Origin of the sequence: Actinobacillus lignieresii (genome assembly GCF_900444945.1) — a bacterium.
In the GTDB taxonomy this organism is placed as follows: domain Bacteria; phylum Pseudomonadota; class Gammaproteobacteria; order Enterobacterales; family Pasteurellaceae; genus Actinobacillus; species Actinobacillus lignieresii.
On record NZ_UFRM01000001.1, the window covers coordinates 1062609 to 1080183 of the forward strand.

The window sequence follows — 17575 nt, forward strand, 5'->3', positions numbered from 1 at the left end:
ATTTTTGTCAGAATAATGTCCTCAAGAATTTCTGATGCACGAAAAATCAACTGAGGACAATTAATGCTGGTTTTTACAAACAAACATAATGAAGCAAAATATACCGCGAAAGAATTAAGCTGGTTGGCATTTAATGAGCGTGTTTTGCAAGAAGCGGCGGATGAAAGCAATCCGCTATTGGAACGTATCCGTTTTTTAGGAATCTTCGCCTCTAATCTGGATGAATTTTATCAAGTCCGCTTTGCCAATTTAAAACACCAATTGCTGATCATTCGTAAACAAGAGTCTTTACCCGCCAAGCAAATTCGCTCTCATTTAAAAACCATTCAAAAACGTACGGAACAGTTAAACGAAAAATTCGAGGAATTATATAATCGTTTAATGTTACGCTTGGCAAAACATCAAATCTTCTTAATTAATGAAAGCCAACTTTCTACTTTTCACCAAGATTGGTTGAAAGACTATTTTCGAAAAGAAATTAAGCAACAAATTTTTCCGATTATTTTAAATGAAGAAATTGATTTATCCGCATCTTTAAACGCACACAATTCAAACCTGATTGTCGAACTGAAGAAAAATAAGAAAACTTCTCAATTGGCTGTGTTGCCGATTCCTTCATATAAACTGTCCCGTTTTGTCGTATTGCCGAAAGAACGTTACAAACGCCATCAGCGCATTATTTTATTAGATAATATTATTCGTTTTTGTGTGGATGAAATCTTCTCAAATTCCGCTTTTGACTATGATGAAATTACCGTCTATTCCATTCGTATGACGCGCGATGCGGAATATGATTTGGTTACCGAGGTGGAATATAGTTTATTGGAGTTAATGTCTTCCAGCTTGAAACAACGTATTGCCGCCCAACCGGTTCGATTTTTATACGAAAAAACAATGCCGAAAGATTTGTTAAAACTCCTTAAAGAACGCTTGAATATGAGTAATTTAGACTCTATCGAGGCCGGTGAACGTTATTTGAGCTTTAAACATTTATTGCAATTTCCGGATCTCGGCAAAAAAGAACTACTCAATACGCCGTTACCACCGATTCGCCATCCGCAAATTAAAGAAGGCTACCCGATTTTAGATGCAATCAGTAAACGAGATATTTTGCTTTATTATCCGTACCATAGTTTTGATGCGATTTGTGAATTATTTCGCCAAGCTTCGTTTGATCCGAATGTTATCTCGATAAAAATCAATTTATATCGTGTCGCTTCCCGCTCACGCATTATTCAAGCGTTAATTAATGCGGCAAATAACGGTAAAAAGGTTACGGTAATTATTGAATTACAAGCTCGTTTTGATGAAGAAGCGAACATACATTGGGCTAAAATGCTTACCGATAATAATATCAAAGTAGTATTTTCATCACCAGGTTTTAAAATCCATTCCAAGCTCTTTTTAATCAGTCGTATGGAAGAGGGTAATTTAATGGAATACGCACACGTAGGCACAGGAAATTTCCATGAAAATACCGCAAAAATTTATACGGATTTTGCTCTACTGACGAAGAACCCGAAAATTACCAAAGAAGTTAAAAACGTTTTCCGTTTTATTGAAATGCCTTTTAATCCGATTAAGTTTGATCATTTATTGGTTTCTCCGGTAAATGTTCGTAAAAACTTAACGGAATTGATAAGACGAGAAATCAAAAATGCGAAAGACGGCAAAAAAAGCGGTATGATTTTTAAAATCAATAATTTGGTTGATCAGGAAATTATTGATTTACTGTACGAAGCAAGCCAAGCCGGTGTAACGATAAAAATGATTATTCGAGGCATGTGCGCATTACGTGCCGGAATGAAAAATCTGAGTGAAAATATTCATATTATCAGTATCGTAGATCGATTCTTAGAACACCCTCGCGTTTATTATTTTGAAAATGAAGGCGATCCGGACGTATATATTTCGTCCGCCGATTTAATGACTCGCAATTTAGACCGCCGTATTGAAGTAGGTACACCATTATATGATGCTCACGCAAAACAATGTGTGATCGATATCCTGAATATCCAACTTGCGGATAATGTAAAAGCTCGCATTATTGATGCGAACGAAAAAAACGAATATGTTCATAATGACAAGCCGATTTGTTGTTCTCAGATTGCCATTTATGAATATTTAGCAAATAAAGCCAACACTAAAAAGTAATTAGGGAGTTATGATGAACACAGAAAAACCGGCTGAAAACCTAGCACACTTTGCTGCCGTAGATTTAGGTTCCAATAGTTTTCATATGATGATTGTCCGTATTGTGAATGGATCAATTCAAGTATTATCTCGTTTAAAACAACGTGTACAGCTCGCGAACGGCTTAGATAACAACAATCATTTAAATCAGGTCGCAATTCAACGAGGCGTAGATTGCTTAGCACTATTTGCCGAACGGCTTCAGGGGATTCCGGTTGAAAATGTACGTACTGTAGCCACCTATACGCTTAGAACAGCCGTTAATAATCAGGATTTTTTAGAAGCCGCCAAAGCGGTTTATCCTTTCCCTATTCAAGTAATTTCCGGTCAAGAAGAAGCCGAATTGATTTATTCGGGCGTTTCTCACACCCAACCGGAAAACGGTCGCAAAATGGTAGTGGATATTGGCGGCGGCTCGACAGAAATGATTATTGGTGATGGTTTTACTCCATTACGCTGTGAAAGTCGTCATATGGGATGTGTGAGTTTTGCTAAAGCATTCTTTAAAACCGACAAAATTAATGAAAAACAATTTCAGAAAGCACAAAAAGCCGCTTTAGCAAAAATTGAAGATTTGGCTTGGGATTACCGTAACTTAGGTTGGCAAGCCGTATTAGGCTCATCCGGTACGATTAAAGCCGTCAGTCAAGTGGTGCAGGCTAATTACCATAGTGATGTGATTACCGCCGAACATTTGCAAAAAATTATTGAACAAGTCTTAAAATTTGACAGTTTGGATAAACTTAAGCTCGATGGATTGGAAGACGATCGCATCGCCTTATTTTTGCCGGGATTGGCTATTTTAAGTGCGGTATTCGAAACCTTTGGTATCGAGCAAATGCGTTATTCCGACGGTGCGTTACGCGAAGGGGTAATGTACGGCTTAGAACAAAGTTTTCAAGTGGACGATATCCGCCAACGTACGGTAAACAGCTTAATGAAAAACTTTGCAATTGATCGAGCCCAAGCCGCTCGCGTCAATCATACCGCTGAAGTATTGGCTAAAGCATACGAGCGTTGGCATCATCCGGAACAATTCGACGAAATGCTCCGAATCTTATCCTCCGCCGCCCAATTACATGAAATCGGACTAGTACTAAATCATAGCCGAGTGCAAAAACATTCCGCTTATATGCTAAAAAGTTTGGATTTACCCGGTTTTTCACTGGAACAAAAACAGCTTTTAGTTAATTTAGTCCGCTTTCACATTAAATCTTTCAAAGCTTTAAATTTATCTAAAGACGGCTCATTCCATAAAAAGGATATGCTTGCCTTAATCGTGCTATTGCGCTTAGCCGTCATTATCAATCGTTCTCGTCAAGCGGCGGAATTTACTGATGACTATACTTTACACATCAATCACGGCGGGGAAAATTGGACATTAGAATTTGAAAAAGATTATCTGGAACGCAATCCGTTAGTGTTGAATGATTTAGCGGAAGAACAAATGACATTAAAAACGATTGGAATTCAATTTAATTATAGATAGTCAATCCGAAAGGCATAGAAAAAAAGAAACCCCGTAGAAAACCTACGGGGCAAATTCTTTTGTTCTAATTCTGGAGGTATGAATCACTGTTTTATAAAAGGAGACAAATAAAACAAGAACAAAAGCAAAACTAAAGGAAATTAGTGGCTCCTCCTGCGGGACTCGAACCTGCGACATATGGATTAACAGTCCACCGTTCTACCGACTGAACTAAGGAGGAACATTTCGGAAAAAAATAATATCGCTAAACCGTTTTAGCGTCAAACGCTATAACCTAACTTGTCAATTCTTTTCAATTCTTGAACATTACCTTTCTATCCACAACAAATCTCACAATTTTGAAGTTTTGGCAGCTTCATTTCCCTTACCGAAAAATGTAAGCCGTCAATCATCAATAATTTTCCGGAGAGACTTTTGCCGATATTCAACAATAATTTAATCGCTTCCAACGCCTGCAAACTGCCGACTACGCCGACAATCGGCGCAATCACACCTGCTTCCACACAACTTAAGGTGCCGTCACCGAATAATTGACTCAAACAGTTATAACAAGGCTCATTTTCAGCATAGGTAAATACTGAAATTTGCCCCTCAAAGCGAATCGCTGATCCGGAAACAAGCGGTCGTTTTTGCGCAAAACATTGCAAATTCAGCTGATTTCTAACCATGACGTTATCGGTGCAATCCACGACTAAATCCACTCGCTCAATCAGCTCGGCAAATTCGGCATCGCTACATTGTTTATTAATCGCCTCAAGCTGAATATGCGGATTGATTTGGCTTAAACGCATTTTTGCCGATTCCACTTTAGGCTGACCGATATTGGCATCCGTATGCAAAATTTGGCGTTGTAAATTGGATAATGAGACTTTATCAAAATCAACCAAGATCAAATGCCCGATGCCGGCAGAAGCTAAATATTGCGCCGCACTACAGCCCAAACCACCCAAACCGACAATTAATACTCGGCTGGCTTTTAGTTTTTCTTGCCCGTCAAAATCAACACTTTTTAAAATAATTTGACGGTTATAGCGTAACATTTCCTGATCGCTAAGTTCCATATTCACTCACTATCTCAATAAACTGTTAAACGGCTGAATCGTCACTTTTTCACCGGCATTCACATCGCCTCGTTCCGCATCCAACACAATAAAGCAATTGCTTTCATAAAAAGCACTGAAAATATGCGAGCCTTGCGAACCGACCGGACGTACCGCGACTTCGCCTTGCTCATTCACATAATAGAAGCCACGTTGGAAATCTTGGCGACCTACCGCTTTTTTCAAATTCGTATCGGCAATAGCGGTTAAATTTTGAGTAAGATTTGCAATACGCTCTTGATTAACACCGGCTAATTTGGCTAACGCCGGTTGCACCAGTTGGTAAAAGGTCACTAACGCGGAAACCGGATTTCCCGGTAAACCGAAGAACCACGCGTGTTGCAATTTCCCAAAAGCGAACGGTTTGCCCGGTTTCATCGCAATTTTCCAAAAGCCGATTTCGCCCAGTTTTTCTAACACGTCTTTAGTGAAATCCGCTTCGCCTACCGACACACCGCCGCTGGTAATTAATACGTCCGCTTGCTGTTGCGCTTGAGTGAATGTTTGTTCAAACACTGCGGGATCGTCCGGTAAAATACCAAAATCTAAAATCTCACAATTCAGTTTTTCTAACATTAAACGCACCGCAAAACGGTTGGTATCATAAATTTTGCCTTGCTCAAGCGGCTCACCAACCGAAGTCAGTTCATCGCCGGTGGAAAGAATCGCCACTTTTAAACGGCTGAACACCGACACGCTCGCAATACCTAACGAAGCTAATAATGGCAGAGTGGTTACGTTTAATAAACTGCCTTTCGCCAATACTAATGCGCCTTGTTTTACATCTTCACCGATGCGGCGAATGTTTTGCCCGAGTTTTGGCGCTTTGCAAAATTTCACTGAAATTTGACCGCTTGTAAGAGTCTCTACTTCCGCTTCTTCTTGCATCACCACTACATCACAATCTGCCGGTACCATTGCACCAGTCATAATGCGAATACATTCGCCGGCTTTCACTTCGCCGGTAAATGGATTGCCGGCAAAAGATTTGCCAGCAACGGTTAAACGTTCAAATTGAGCAAGATCCGCTAAACGAAACGCATAGCCGTCCATTGCCGAATTATCGAAACTGGGTACATTAATCGGGGAAAAAATATCTTCCGCTACAATACGATTGGCACATTGATTAAGCGGTAAGTTTTCGATTTTAGTCGGGGAAGGTAAGCGTGCCAACATATTGGCTAACGCTTCGGATAAAGGAAGTAATGCCATAACTCTTTTTTAGTACCTTAAAAATTTATAAAACGACAAAGGGCGTAAATACGCCCTTTAGTTGATTAATGCTGATTAGATTGTCGCTTTTCGATTTTCTCTACTGTTTTTTTCAATTTATAACCGAAAGCAATCAGAGCGAATGCCATTAAATATAAAAAAATAATCATTTCTACATTCATACATTTTCCTCCTTAAAGATTAGTTCACTCATTTTCTCACGAGTATATTTAGCAATGATTAGACTACAATAAGCAATCAAAATCAAGCCTCCAATACCAAAAGCCTTAAAGATCAAACCTTCTTTGCCGAAGAATACCACCGGCAAAGCAATAATTGAAACTTTAGCAAAGTCCTCCAACATTTTCGCCCAAGCCTCTATCGTTTCTTTTTTAGTTGGAAAACAAAATAAATTCCACATAATTTCTCCTTTTTCATCGTGGCAAATGTAAAAAGAAGATGAATAAAATGCCAGTATTTCAGATCTCTTTTGCGATCAAAATCGCAAAACTCACAAACGGTATAAAATAAGGTAAAATAACCGAATTTTGTAAACTTCTCATCAAAACAGACCGCTTATAATGATTTTTTTCACTGATCTTATCTTAAAACGTGGACAATCCGTCCTTTTAGAAAATACCTCCGCTACCATTCATACTGGGCAAAAAGTTGGGCTGGTCGGCAAAAACGGTTGTGGTAAATCTTCACTTTTCGCTTTAGTGAAAGGTGAATTACAACCGGAAGGCGGCGATGTTTCTCTGCCGAAAAACTGGGCGATTTCTTGGGTAAATCAAGAAACGCCTGCACTGGAAATTTCCGCATTGGATTATGTGATTCAAGGCGATCGCGAATATACCGGTTTGATGAACCAGCTGGAAAAAGCCAATCAAGAAAACAACGGCAACCAAATTGCGATGATTCATACCCAACTGGATACGATTGACGCATGGACGATTCAAGCCCGTGCAGCAACTTTATTAAACGGCTTAGGCTTCTCTAACGAACAACTTTCCGTACCGGTGAAATCGTTCTCGGGTGGTTGGCGTATGCGTTTGAATTTAGCGCAAGCGCTGATCTGCCGTTCTGATTTATTACTCCTCGATGAACCGACTAACCATTTGGATTTAGATGCGGTAATTTGGTTGGAGAAATGGCTGACCAATTATCGTGGCACGCTATTATTAATCTCCCATGACCGAGATTTTCTTGATCCGATTATTGATCGTGTGATTCATATCGAAAATCAGCAGCTGAATGATTACACCGGTAACTACACCTCATTTGAAATTCAGCGTACAACTAAGATCTCGCAACAAAATGCCGCTTACGCACAGCAACAGCGTAAAGTTGCGCATTTACAGAGTTTTATCGACCGCTTTAAAGCCAAAGCAACCAAAGCGAAACAGGCACAGAGCCGTATCAAAGCGTTGGAAAAGATGGAACTGATTGCACCGGCTTATGCCGATAGTCCTTTTGAATTTGAATTCCGTCCGCCGCTCGCTTTGCCAAGCCCGTTATTAATGATGGAAAAAGCCAGTGCAGGTTATGGTAACAAAACCATTTTGGAATCGGTTAAGTTGAATTTAGTCCCCGGCTCACGTATCGGTTTACTCGGGCGAAACGGTGCGGGTAAATCCACGCTGATTAAATTACTCGCCGGCGAATTAGCTCCGCAAACAGGGCATATTGAATTAGCTAAGGGAGTGCAATTAGGTTATTTCGCTCAACATCAAGTAGATACGTTACGCTTTGATGAAAGCCCGTTATGGCATTTACAAAAAATTGCGCCGGAATTAACGGAACAAGAAGTACGCAATTATTTAGGCGGCTTTGATTTTAAAGGCGATAAAGTGAAACAAAACGTCGGCTCGTTTTCCGGCGGGGAAAAAGCCCGTTTAGTGTTAGCGTTAATCGTATGGCAACGCCCGAATTTACTGTTGCTGGACGAACCGACCAACCATTTAGATCTGGAAATGCGTCAGGCACTCACCGATGCGCTCACTTATTATGAAGGTTCACTGGTAGTGGTTTCGCACGATCGTCATTTATTGCGTAGCACGGTGAATGAATTTTATCTGGTGCATGATAAAAAAGTGGAAGAATTCAAAGGCGATCTGGATGATTACCAAAAATGGCTAAACGAACAAAATGCGCTTGAAGCTGCAAAAAATTCGGCCAATTCGACCGCTTGTACGGAAGAAAAAGCGGATAACAGTGCGGCAAATCGTAAGGAGCAGAAGCGTTTAGAGGCAGAGTTACGCCAACAAACCGCACCGTTACGTAAAAAGATCACCCAGCTAGAGAAAGATCTTGAAAAAGCGAGTGAAAAGCTAAATCAACTCGAAGTACTACTGGCGTCAAGCGAGATCTATGAAGCGGAAAATAAAGCGCAACTAACCGAAACGCTCGCGAAGCAAATCGAAGCGAAAAAAGCCGTTGAAGAAATCGAAATGGAATGGCTGGACTGCCAAGAACAGCTTGAGACATTACTTAGTTAATTCTGTTTCCTTGGCGCATTTCTGAAGTCCTAGCACGGCAAAGCCTTTCAGGTTAAGTATAGTTCAGCTCCGCTAGGGCTGGAAATTCCAAATAACAAGCGGTAGGATTTGCAACTTTTTTTGCAAATCCTACCGCTTATTTTCTTTTCTATGTTCTCCGTGTATTCCGTGGTAATTAAAACACTACGTCACAGAATATCTATACTTTCTCACTCACCTTTTCTTCAGTTTTCGCAAAAATCGTGTTTTTAACCGAAGTTAATAATTGTTGGCGAATGGCAGAAAGTTTCGGTTTTTCGCCTGCTTGGAAAGCAACCGGACGGCAAAACTCCATCGCTTTAATGCCTAATCTTGCGGTTAATAAGCCAACCCCAATCCCTTGTGCGGCACGCAGTGAAAGTTTAGCGGTTAGATTCTGCGAGAAAAATTCCATACCGACATCGCTTACCACTTCGGTTGCACCGGCAAACACCATATTTGTTAATACCATTTTGAATAATTTCAAACGGCTGAAATAACCTAATTGCATACCGTAGGTTTTGCTAATTTTATTGACCAACGCAATATTTCGCCAAGCGACCATCAACACATCCACCACAGCTAACGGGCTAACCGCCACAATCAGCGCGTTTTCAGTCGCACTTTTTGAAATCATTCTTTTCACTTGCTTATCAAGCGGTGTGAGCACTGTTTCACTAAATAGGTAAAGCACTTCTTTTGCATTGTAAGCCTCATTTAATTGGCTTTGCCAGCGTTGTTGCGAATGTTGTACGCTCGGCACATTTTTTAAATTCGCCACAACCTCATTGCAAAAACTTACCGCTTTTTCACCGCTTGTCGTTGAAAGTTCTTCTAAAAGTAATTGTTCGCTTACTTGCTGTTGTTGCTGATGATGACGTAAAAAAACTAACTTCCGCCATTCACCGATAATCGCAACCACACCGGTTAAACTGATTAAGGCGAACACAATCGCAAAAGCAAAATAAATCCATTGACGAGCTTGGAAGGTGTCAATCAGCCATTGTACGCTTTGTGCAATCACGGCTACGCTAAACAATCCCAACGCAAACAGTAATACTCTTACCCAAAAACGCGATGGTTTCAGGCTTTCTTCCACAATTAATTCCGCCTCAACTTCTTGATATTCCTCTTCAATTTGAATATCTTCCGAAGCTTCAAACTCTTGCTTGGCGACAAATTGCTGCTCTGTTGTGACCTCTTGCTCACTAAATATTTGTTTCTTCATCGTTTTCTCTTTTCAATTAACCACGGAATACACTCACAGCCTTTTCCGTGTATTCTGTGTTTTCCGTGGTTAAAACCCTATTGTTAAATCCCTTGATTTACCGCTCGTTCAATATGTGCTTTTAGACCGTCATAGCCGTGCTCTGTTTTGAGTATTTGGAATAAATCTTTCGCTTCCGGATATTCTTTGTCTAAATAATGCAGCCATTGCTTGATACGTGCAACATGGTAAAAACCAGAGTCATGCTCATTTTCCATATTCACATATTGAAACAGTAATTGCAGCACTTCATTCCATGGCATTTTAGGCTGATTAAATTTCACCACTCGGCTGAGGTTCGGTGTGTTTAATGCGCCTCGTCCAATCATAAGGCTCGAACAAGCGGTCGTATTTTGACAGTTTTTTGCCGATTCAAAATCCCAGATTTCGCCATTGGCAATCACAGGAATCGAAAGGCGTTTTTGGATTTCGCCGATTGCCTGCCAATTAATACGTTCTACTCGATAGCCGTCTTGTTTGGTGCGACCGTGTACGGTAATTTCATTTGCGCCGCCTTGTGCCACCGCATCGGCGATCTCAAAACATTGATCTGCCGAATCCCAGCCCAAACGAACTTTCACCGAAACGATCTGATCCTGTGGAACCGCTTCTCGCATTGCTTTGGTTGCTCGATAAATCAAATCCGGATCTTTTAGCAATGATGCGCCGCCATTACTGCCGTTTACCGTTTTAGACGGACAACCGCAATTCAAATCCACTCCCTGCGATCCCAACTCTATCGCCAAGCGGGCATTCTCCGCCAGCCATTGCGGATGTTGCCCCAATAGCTGCACTCTCACAGGCGTTCCCGAATCGGTTAAACCGCCTTGCAACAATTCAGGGGCAAGGCGATAAAACGCTTTCTTCGGCAATTTTTGATCCACCACTCGTACAAATTCGGAAATACAGAGATCGTAATCATTTACGGCAGTGAGTAATTTACGGACAAAAGGATCAAGCACACCTTGCATCGGTGCTAAAATCACTTTGGGTATATTATTTATCATTCAATTTTTACTTATTCGATTCAAAAAGTAAGCGGTCGATTTTTGCAAAATTTTACCAAAAACGACCGCTTGAGATGTTTTTATTATTTCCAACCTTTCGTCTTACAAATCAAATCGTAAGCCGCCTGAATTTGCTGTGCTTTTTCTTTCGCTAATTCCATCATTTCATCCGGTAAACCTTTCGCCGCCAATTTATCCGGGTGATGTTCGTTCATTAACTTACGATACGCACGTTTAACCGTATTTTGATCATCGTTTTCCGTCACGCCTAATACCGTGTAGGCATCTTTAACATTCGGGCCACTTGGGCGGTAGCCGCCGTAATTGCCCTGAGATTGATGATATGAACCGCTTTGTTGTTGAGATTGTTGATAAAAACCGCCGGAACGGAATTGTTGCGCCGCCATTACCATTGCAATCATTTGTTCAAATTGGAAACGACTCATTCCCATTGTTTCGGCAATGGTAAATAGAATCTGCTGCTCATTTGAATCTAACTGCCCGTCTTGTAACGCCGCTTGCATTTGTACTTCAACAAAGAAACGCAATAAATCGGCACGCTGACCGCAAGCCTCTCTAAACTCTTGAATCACTTGGCGTAACGGGAAATCCGCTTCTTTACCCAGTGTAAACGCTTGTTGAGCAAGTTGCTGTGCATTCGCATCCAATTTAAGGCGAGCCATAAGCAAACGAGCTAAATGAATATCGTCTTCCGTTACTCTGCCTTTTGCTTTCGCAATATGCCCTAATACCGCAAAGGTCGTTTGGGTAAATAAGGATTGACGAGTCAAATTCTTACCGAAAATTGACGAACGAACCGAACCTAATTCATAAAGTTTCTTATCCGCCAAATGTCCGATAAATACGCCGAGTAAACCGCCGAAAATACCGCCGAACAACTTATACCCGATAAAAAAACCGATAATTTTTCCAATAAATTGCATATGATTCCTTAATTTCCATTCATAAAAAGAATATTCACTACAAGTGATAATATTTTAGCTTAAAAAGCTGAAAAAATAATTAAATCTTTCTCTTTGTTCGCGTGAACATAAACATCAGAAAACCTGAGCTAAAGATAATTAAATAGCCCAAAACACTCCAACCGTCCGGAAATTGTTCAAATATAGTTGCGCCAAGAAACGCGCTGAATAATACCGAAGCATAACTATAAATGGAAATATCTTTAGCCGCCGCATATTTATATGCCAATGTCACACAAAACTGTCCGACGGTTGCGGTGATTCCGGATAATAGTAAATAATTAAATTGAATTGCAGTTATGGGGACGAAATCTAAAAAAACAAAGGGTAATAATACGATAGTGGAAAATGCGGAAAAGAAAAAAACGATCGTATTTGAGGTTTCAGGTTTAGCTCTTTTACCGAGAAGACGTAAGCAAAGATAAGCCAATGCCGCAAAAACCGCACCGATTATCCCGATGACATAAGGGAAAAACTTTATCTCAAATGCCGGTTTAATAATAAATAGCGCACCGACAAATGCCGACAAACACAATCCCCATTGTACGTAAGAAGCTTTTTCCTTTAGAAAAACGGCTGAAAAGACGATTAAAATAAAAGAAGTGAGCTTGCCGATCATATCTACATCGCTTAATACTAAGTGATCGATAATATAAACGCCGCATAAAATACCAAGCAATCCGGTAATAGAACGCAGTAATAATAACGTTCTGTTTTCCGCTTGGCCTAAAAACGATTGTTTATTTCGCCAAATAACGTAACCGCTAATCAATGCCGTGATTGCGTTACGGAAAATCGCTTTCTCTGCTAACGGCAGTTCTCCGGCTAAACGCATAAAAAGCGCCATCAGAGAAAAGCCTAACGCCGATAATAAAATACAAATAATTCCCTTCATTAACGGGGAAATATGATTCCAAAAATTTATCATTATAATTACAGATAAATGTGAAAATTTAACCGCTTATAAAGAAATAAAGCCCTGAAAAATCAGGGCTTCATTGTCTATTCAGTAACTAAATACAAATTAGTATTCTAATACTGCACGACGGTTTTTAGCGTAGTCAGCTTCAGTGTGACCTAACACAGCCGGTTTTTCTTCACCGTAAGAAACAGTTGAAACTTGGTTAGCACCTTTAGTTGCTAAGTAGTTTTTAACTGCGTCTGCACGACGTTGACCTAATGCGATGTTGTACTCTGGAGTACCACGTTCGTCAGCGTGACCAGCAACAGTTACTTTACCGTTTGCAGATGTTAAGTATGCAGCATGTGCATCTAAAAGTTGTTGGTACTCACCTTCAACTGCGTAGCTATCGAAACCGAAGTACACAGTGTTGTAACGAGTTTGTAAGTCTTCAGCAGTCATACCGCCGAATTGACCTGCGTTTGCGTTAGCATTTGCGTTAGCATTGTCTGATGAGCTGCTGCAAGCTGCTAATACGAATGCTGGTGCCGCAATCATCAATACTTTAGCTAGTTTTTTCATTTGTTGCTCCTAAAAAGAATTTTATTTTATTTAGTCAAATACGGTGACCAAGCAGGAAACTTAAATTGTCCACCTGCTCCCGGCAAGTTAGCTTTGAAACGGCCATCTGCGGACACCAATTGTAGCACTTTGCTCGTACCTTTGGTAGAGCTATAAATAACCATAATACCATTTGGCGAAATACTTGGACTTTCATCTAAGAACGTTGAACTCAATACTTCCGTGCCACCCGAAGCGAGATCGCGTTTTACTACTTTATCACCGGCAATCATGATTAAATTCTTACCATCAGAGGATACTTTAGCGTTATAGCTACCGCTACCGCCCATAGGGCTTGCGCCGCCACCTGATGAACCCATTCTATATACTTGCGGAGAACCTGCACGATCCGAAGTGAAGTAAATCGTACTTCCGTCCGGAGACCAACTCGGTTCGGTATTATTACCCGCATTTGCAGTCAATTTCGACGGTTTACCGCCATTCGCACCGACAACATAGATATCCAACTCACCGTCTTGATTCGATGCGAACGCAATACGAGAACCGTCCGGAGAGAACGCCGGCGCACCGTTATGTCCGCGTAACGCCGCTACGACACGACGAGAACCCGAACGTAAATCGTGGACGACAACTTGTGCCTTTTTATTTTCAAATGTTACATAAGCTAAACGACTACCGTCCGGAGACCATTCTGGCGACATCAACGGCTCTTTACTCTTCACAACCGTGAACGCATTATAACCGTCGTAATCGGATACTCTCAATTCGTATGATGATACACCACGTTGCACTACATATGCAATTTTTGTTCTGAATGCGCCTCGAATTTGTGTAATTTTCTCAAATACTTGGTCACTTACCGTATGCGCACCTTGACGAATTTGCGCCGCAGGTACGTTAAATGCTCCTTGAGCCAGTACGGTTGCCGGATTACTTAACGTATCTACTAACTGATAAGCAACATTGTAACCGCCGCCGGTTGGCGTCACTTGCCCTACAACAACCGAATCGACACCGATATCCGTCCATTGTTGTGAATTTACTTCCGCAGCAGAACCCGGCTGTGCAGGTAATTTAGAACGTTCTACGGGAGTAAACTTGCCGCTATTACGTAAGTCGTCGGCAATAATTTGTCCTACGTCAGCCGGCACACCGCCGTTTGCTTTAAAAGGAACAACCGCAATAGGTTGCGCCATACTTACACCTTCATCAACAGAAATTACTACATCTGATTCAGCCGTTACCGTTTGGCTGAAAAAGAGGGTGATAACGCCGATAATACTCGTAAAACGAGATTTTAATTTCATTTTTAACCTCTTGGTTGTTATAAAACTTTTAAACCGAATTTAATAATCGGAGATTTATATTTGTTATAAGTCTCTTCATTTGGCGCTCTCGGAACATTTCTTGCCGAAGTAATCGCCGTTACTGCAGCACGACAAATGTCGTCAGGACCCGATAATACTTGGTGGTTAGTAATATTACCTGCCGGATCAATAAAGATCTTGACTTGGCATTCACGCCCGCTGAAACTCGGATCTACACGATAGGTTCGCGCTAATTTTTTCTTAATTAACTGAGCATATCCCGTATCGGCGCTACCTCTTCCGTCTCCTATTCCCTTAGCATTACCGTTTCCTTGAGAACCCGCCGTATTTTTATTGCCGCCCTTGCTGGAACCGCCGCCAATATCGCCGCCGCTTAAGAAATCATCAAGCGCTTTGTTATTCTTAGCTTGAGCAGCCTTAGCCGCCGCATCCGCTTCTTTGGCTTTCGCTTCTGCCGCCGCCTTCGCTTTAGCTTCTTTCTCAGCTTTAGCCTTCGCATCTTTCTCAGCTTTTAGTTTCGCTTCTTTTTCAGCCTTTTCTTTAGCCTCTTTTTCAGCTTTTAATTTCGCTTCTTTTTCCGCTTTTTCTTTAGCCTCTTTCTCAGCCTTAGCTTTAGCTTCTTTTTCAGCCTTTTCTTTAGCCTCTTTTTCAGCTTTTTCTTTAGCCTCTTTTTCAGCTTTTAATTTCGCTTCTTTCTCAGCTTGTTTTTGCTCTTCAAGTTTCTTTTGCTGTTCAAGTTTTTTCTGAGCTTCTTTTGCCTTTTTCTCTTCTTCCGCCGCTTTTGCCGCAGCTTCTAAATTCTTAGCTTCCGCTTCAGCTTTTAAACGAGCGGCTTCGGCAGCTTTCTTACGTGTAGCTTCTTCCGCTTGCTCTTTTTTAAGTTGTTCTTGCTTTTCAATCTCTTGCTGACGTTTTTCTTCAGCCTTTTTACGCTGTTCTTCTTTGCGTTGCTCTTCTTGCTTTTTCTGCTCTTCAATCATTGCAATGCGTTGTTGTTCTTTCGCCTGTTCTTCGGCAATTTCTTGAGGTGTAGGTTCGTCCTCTACTATTTCCTCTGGTTTCGGCTCTTCTTTTTCCTCTACCTTCGGTTTAGCATTACCCTTTTTATCGGATTTTAAACGCCCATACTCGGCAGCAACCTGCCCGGTATCAACCATCACCGCTTCAAATTCTTCTCCGGTTCCACCGCTACCGCCGGCAGCTTCTTCCAACGTAGTTTTCGTAAAAAATGAACCGAGTATAAGCAATCCGATCAACAATGCATGTAATAGAATTGAAACTATAACCGCCAGTTCCAGTCTGTCGTTTTTAGGTTTCACACATAATCCTTGCTACTATTTGCCCTGGGTCATTAACCCTGCGTTCTTAATACCCGCATCTTTTAAAAGTACGATTCCTTTAATCACTTCTTCATAAGGAATATTTTTTTCCGCAGCGACAAGGAAGAGTGTATTAGGGTCTTTTTGAAATGCCTCTCCGGCATATGCTATAACTTCTTGCTCGCCGAGATCTTCTTGACCGCTACTGCCTTGAACAAAGTTACCGTCAATTTTCAGTTTATATAAACCGACATCGGCAACTTGTAAAATGACGGGAGTTTTATCTTCATTAGATACCGATTGACTATGCTTATCTTCCGGTAGATTAACCTCAACACTTTGGCTGATGACCGGAGCCGTTGCCATAAAGATAAGCAATAGCACAAGCAATACGTCCAAAAAAGGGACAATATTGATTTCAGATTTAATGTCATTACGTTTACGACGGTAAGACATATTTTCCTCTTATATATTAGTGGGATATAAGATCCGAACATATATTCGGATCTACTTATGATTACTCAACAAGCGCTTTTATTTCTTAGAGAATGCTTGACGATGTAAGATCGTCGTAAACTCATCGATAAAGTTTGCGTAATCTTGCTCTAATTTATTTACACGTAAGCTTAAACGGTTATACGCCATAACGGCAGGGATCGCGGCAAATAAACCGATTGCCGTTGCAATAAGCGCTTCCGCGATCCCCGGCGCAACCGATTGTAATGTCGCTTGTTTTACCGCGCTTAATCCCATAAACGAGTGCATAATACCCCATACGGTACCGAATAAACCGATATACGGACTAATCGAGCCTACCGTACCTAAGAACGGAATATAACTTTCTAAATTTTCCACTTCACGATTAAGTGCCAAATTCATTGCTCGGCTAGAGCCTTTCATCGTTGCTTCAGGCGCATCCGGGTTTACTTGTTGTAAACGCATATATTCTTTAAAACCGGCATAGAAAATTTGTTCGGAACCGTTTAAACCGTCACGACGATTTTCTAAGCCTTCATGTAAACGATGTAGATCTTCACCCGACCAGAATTTATTTTCAAATGCCAAAGCGTTTTTCTTCGCTTCCGTTAATACTCTGCTGCATTGAATAATCACAGCCCAAGATAAAATTGAAAAGCTGATTAAAATTAAGATAACAATTTTAACCACGATACTTGCCTGCATAAATAACGAGACAAGATTAAATTCAGTTTCCATTTAGTAAAACTCCAAGTAAATAATTTGCTAAAAATTAGACCGCTTGTAGAGCTTGCCTGATCTCGGCAGGAATGGCTACAGGCTTCATTTTGGTTAAATCAACACTGGCAACAGTAACGATAGCCGAGCTTAAACAAATATCGTCTTTCCATACTTGTTGCTGAAAAACAATTGTTGCTTTTTTTAAGTCAAGCACAGTCGTTTCAACATTCAGTAAATCATCAAGTCGAGCCGGCACTTTATAATCGACTTCTAACTTTTTAACCACAAAGGCAAATGACTTACTTAATAATTCTTGTTGAGAAAAACCGGCTTGACGTAAAAATTCGGTACGTGCGCGTTCGAAGAAACAAACGTAATTTGCATGGTAAACAACACCACCCGCATCCGTATCTTCGTAATACACTCTAATTGGGAAATTCATGATGCTTCCAAAAAAATTCGCCAAAATGAAAAACGCCCA

Annotated in this window: 16 protein-coding genes and 1 tRNA gene; 3 read left to right on the top strand and 14 right to left on the bottom strand. The window is 40.9% G+C overall.

The genetic code is table 11. The features are described 5' to 3' along the window. Nucleotides 1–63 precede the first annotated feature (63 nt). Nucleotides 64–2154 (top strand): polyphosphate kinase 1, encoded by a 2091-nt coding sequence (ppk1, locus tag DY200_RS04775; RefSeq protein WP_115587117.1) that lies wholly within the window; start codon nt 64–66, stop codon nt 2152–2154. A 13-nt stretch (nt 2155–2167) separates the two neighbouring features. Further along, nucleotides 2168–3682 (top strand): exopolyphosphatase, encoded by a 1515-nt coding sequence (ppx, locus tag DY200_RS04780; RefSeq protein ID WP_115587118.1) that lies wholly within the window; start codon nt 2168–2170, stop codon nt 3680–3682. Nucleotides 3683–3826: 144 nt separating this feature from the next. Here the strand turns inward: ppx and DY200_RS04785 are convergent. The 4 genes from DY200_RS04785 to DY200_RS04800 all read right to left on the bottom strand — a co-directional run bounded on the left by DY200_RS04785 (nt 3827) and on the right by DY200_RS04800 (nt 6415). After that, nucleotides 3827–3902, bottom strand: a tRNA-Asn gene (locus DY200_RS04785). A gap of 94 nt (nt 3903–3996) precedes the next feature. Then, on the bottom strand, nt 3997–4743 hold the full coding sequence (moeB, locus tag DY200_RS04790) for a molybdopterin-synthase adenylyltransferase MoeB (protein ID WP_115587119.1): 747 nt from the start codon (nt 4741–4743) through the stop codon (nt 3997–3999). 9 nt (nt 4744–4752) lie between these two features. Further along, complete coding sequence (moeA, locus tag DY200_RS04795; protein WP_115587120.1) at nt 4753–5994, bottom strand: molybdopterin molybdotransferase MoeA; 1242 nt, start codon at nt 5992–5994, stop codon at nt 4753–4755. A 178-nt stretch (nt 5995–6172) separates the two neighbouring features. Further along, nucleotides 6173–6415 carry a hypothetical protein gene (locus DY200_RS04800; protein WP_115587121.1) on the bottom strand — a complete coding sequence of 81 codons (243 nt, stop codon included), beginning with the start codon at nt 6413–6415 and terminating at the stop codon, nt 6173–6175. Nucleotides 6416–6575: 160 nt separating this feature from the next. Here DY200_RS04800 and DY200_RS04805 point away from each other — a divergent pair, with 160 nt between their 5' ends. Beyond that, nucleotides 6576–8492: an ABC transporter ATP-binding protein gene (locus DY200_RS04805; protein WP_115587122.1), complete on the top strand. Its 1917-nt coding sequence runs from the start codon at nt 6576–6578 to the stop codon at nt 8490–8492. Nucleotides 8493–8691: 199 nt separating this feature from the next. Here the strand turns inward: DY200_RS04805 and DY200_RS04810 are convergent, their stop codons facing one another. The 10 genes from DY200_RS04810 to ybgC form a co-directional block, all read right to left on the bottom strand. Then, the gene (locus DY200_RS04810; RefSeq protein ID WP_115587123.1) at nt 8692–9738 is read right to left on the bottom strand and encodes a YcjF family protein; all 1047 of its coding nucleotides are present in this window, start codon (nt 9736–9738) and stop codon (nt 8692–8694) included. 83 nt (nt 9739–9821) lie between these two features. Further along, complete coding sequence (dusC, locus tag DY200_RS04815; protein WP_115587124.1) at nt 9822–10784, bottom strand: tRNA dihydrouridine(16) synthase DusC; 963 nt, start codon at nt 10782–10784, stop codon at nt 9822–9824. A gap of 83 nt (nt 10785–10867) precedes the next feature. Further along, a complete protein-coding gene (gene djlA, locus DY200_RS04820; RefSeq protein WP_005596219.1) occupies nt 10868–11728 on the bottom strand; it encodes a co-chaperone DjlA in 861 nt (286 codons plus the stop codon). 79 nt (nt 11729–11807) lie between these two features. After that, a complete protein-coding gene (locus DY200_RS04825) occupies nt 11808–12695 on the bottom strand; it encodes a DMT family transporter (protein WP_244924180.1) in 888 nt (295 codons plus the stop codon). Nucleotides 12696–12791: 96 nt separating this feature from the next. Beyond that, complete coding sequence (gene pal / locus DY200_RS04830; protein WP_005596217.1) at nt 12792–13250, bottom strand: peptidoglycan-associated lipoprotein Pal; 459 nt, start codon at nt 13248–13250, stop codon at nt 12792–12794. 26 nt (nt 13251–13276) lie between these two features. Beyond that, nucleotides 13277–14557 carry a Tol-Pal system beta propeller repeat protein TolB gene (gene tolB / locus DY200_RS04835; RefSeq protein ID WP_005596216.1) on the bottom strand — a complete coding sequence of 427 codons (1281 nt, stop codon included), beginning with the start codon at nt 14555–14557 and terminating at the stop codon, nt 13277–13279. 17 nt (nt 14558–14574) lie between these two features. After that, nucleotides 14575–15897, bottom strand: coding sequence for a cell envelope integrity protein TolA (gene tolA / locus DY200_RS04840; protein ID WP_115587126.1), 1323 nt, complete (start codon nt 15895–15897; stop codon nt 14575–14577). A 15-nt stretch (nt 15898–15912) separates the two neighbouring features. Continuing rightward, a complete protein-coding gene (gene tolR / locus DY200_RS04845; RefSeq protein ID WP_005596213.1) occupies nt 15913–16353 on the bottom strand; it encodes a colicin uptake protein TolR in 441 nt (146 codons plus the stop codon). A 78-nt stretch (nt 16354–16431) separates the two neighbouring features. Beyond that, nucleotides 16432–17112: a protein TolQ gene (gene tolQ / locus DY200_RS04850; protein WP_115587127.1), complete on the bottom strand. Its 681-nt coding sequence runs from the start codon at nt 17110–17112 to the stop codon at nt 16432–16434. Between the two features lie 34 nt (nt 17113–17146). Continuing rightward, entirely contained in the window at nt 17147–17536 is a 390-nt protein-coding gene (ybgC, locus tag DY200_RS04855; protein WP_115587128.1) for a tol-pal system-associated acyl-CoA thioesterase, read from the bottom strand. Nucleotides 17537–17575: the final 39 nt, after the last annotated feature.

Bases quoted from the DNA above. Each gene is read 5' to 3' on its own strand.
- dusC (WP_115587124.1), bottom strand. From the start codon at position 10,784: ATGATAAATAATATACCCAAAGTGATTTTAGCACCGATGCAAGGTGTG.
- ybgC (WP_115587128.1), bottom strand. From the start codon at position 17,536: ATGAATTTCCCAATTAGAGTGTATTACGAAGATACGGATGCGGGTGGT.
- tolR (WP_005596213.1), bottom strand. From the start codon at position 16,353: ATGTCTTACCGTCGTAAACGTAATGACATTAAATCTGAAATCAATATT.
- ppk1 (WP_115587117.1), top strand. From the start codon at position 64: ATGCTGGTTTTTACAAACAAACATAATGAAGCAAAATATACCGCGAAA.
- DY200_RS04825 (WP_244924180.1), bottom strand. From the start codon at position 12,695: ATGATAAATTTTTGGAATCATATTTCCCCGTTAATGAAGGGAATTATT.
- tolB (WP_005596216.1), bottom strand. From the start codon at position 14,557: ATGAAATTAAAATCTCGTTTTACGAGTATTATCGGCGTTATCACCCTC.
- moeA (WP_115587120.1), bottom strand. From the start codon at position 5,994: ATGGCATTACTTCCTTTATCCGAAGCGTTAGCCAATATGTTGGCACGC.
- DY200_RS04800 (WP_115587121.1), bottom strand. From the start codon at position 6,415: ATGTGGAATTTATTTTGTTTTCCAACTAAAAAAGAAACGATAGAGGCT.
- ppx (WP_115587118.1), top strand. From the start codon at position 2,168: ATGAACACAGAAAAACCGGCTGAAAACCTAGCACACTTTGCTGCCGTA.
- tolQ (WP_115587127.1), bottom strand. From the start codon at position 17,112: ATGGAAACTGAATTTAATCTTGTCTCGTTATTTATGCAGGCAAGTATC.
- moeB (WP_115587119.1), bottom strand. From the start codon at position 4,743: ATGGAACTTAGCGATCAGGAAATGTTACGCTATAACCGTCAAATTATT.
- djlA (WP_005596219.1), bottom strand. From the start codon at position 11,728: ATGCAATTTATTGGAAAAATTATCGGTTTTTTTATCGGGTATAAGTTG.
- DY200_RS04810 (WP_115587123.1), bottom strand. From the start codon at position 9,738: ATGAAGAAACAAATATTTAGTGAGCAAGAGGTCACAACAGAGCAGCAA.
- DY200_RS04805 (WP_115587122.1), top strand. From the start codon at position 6,576: ATGATTTTTTTCACTGATCTTATCTTAAAACGTGGACAATCCGTCCTT.
- pal (WP_005596217.1), bottom strand. From the start codon at position 13,250: ATGAAAAAACTAGCTAAAGTATTGATGATTGCGGCACCAGCATTCGTA.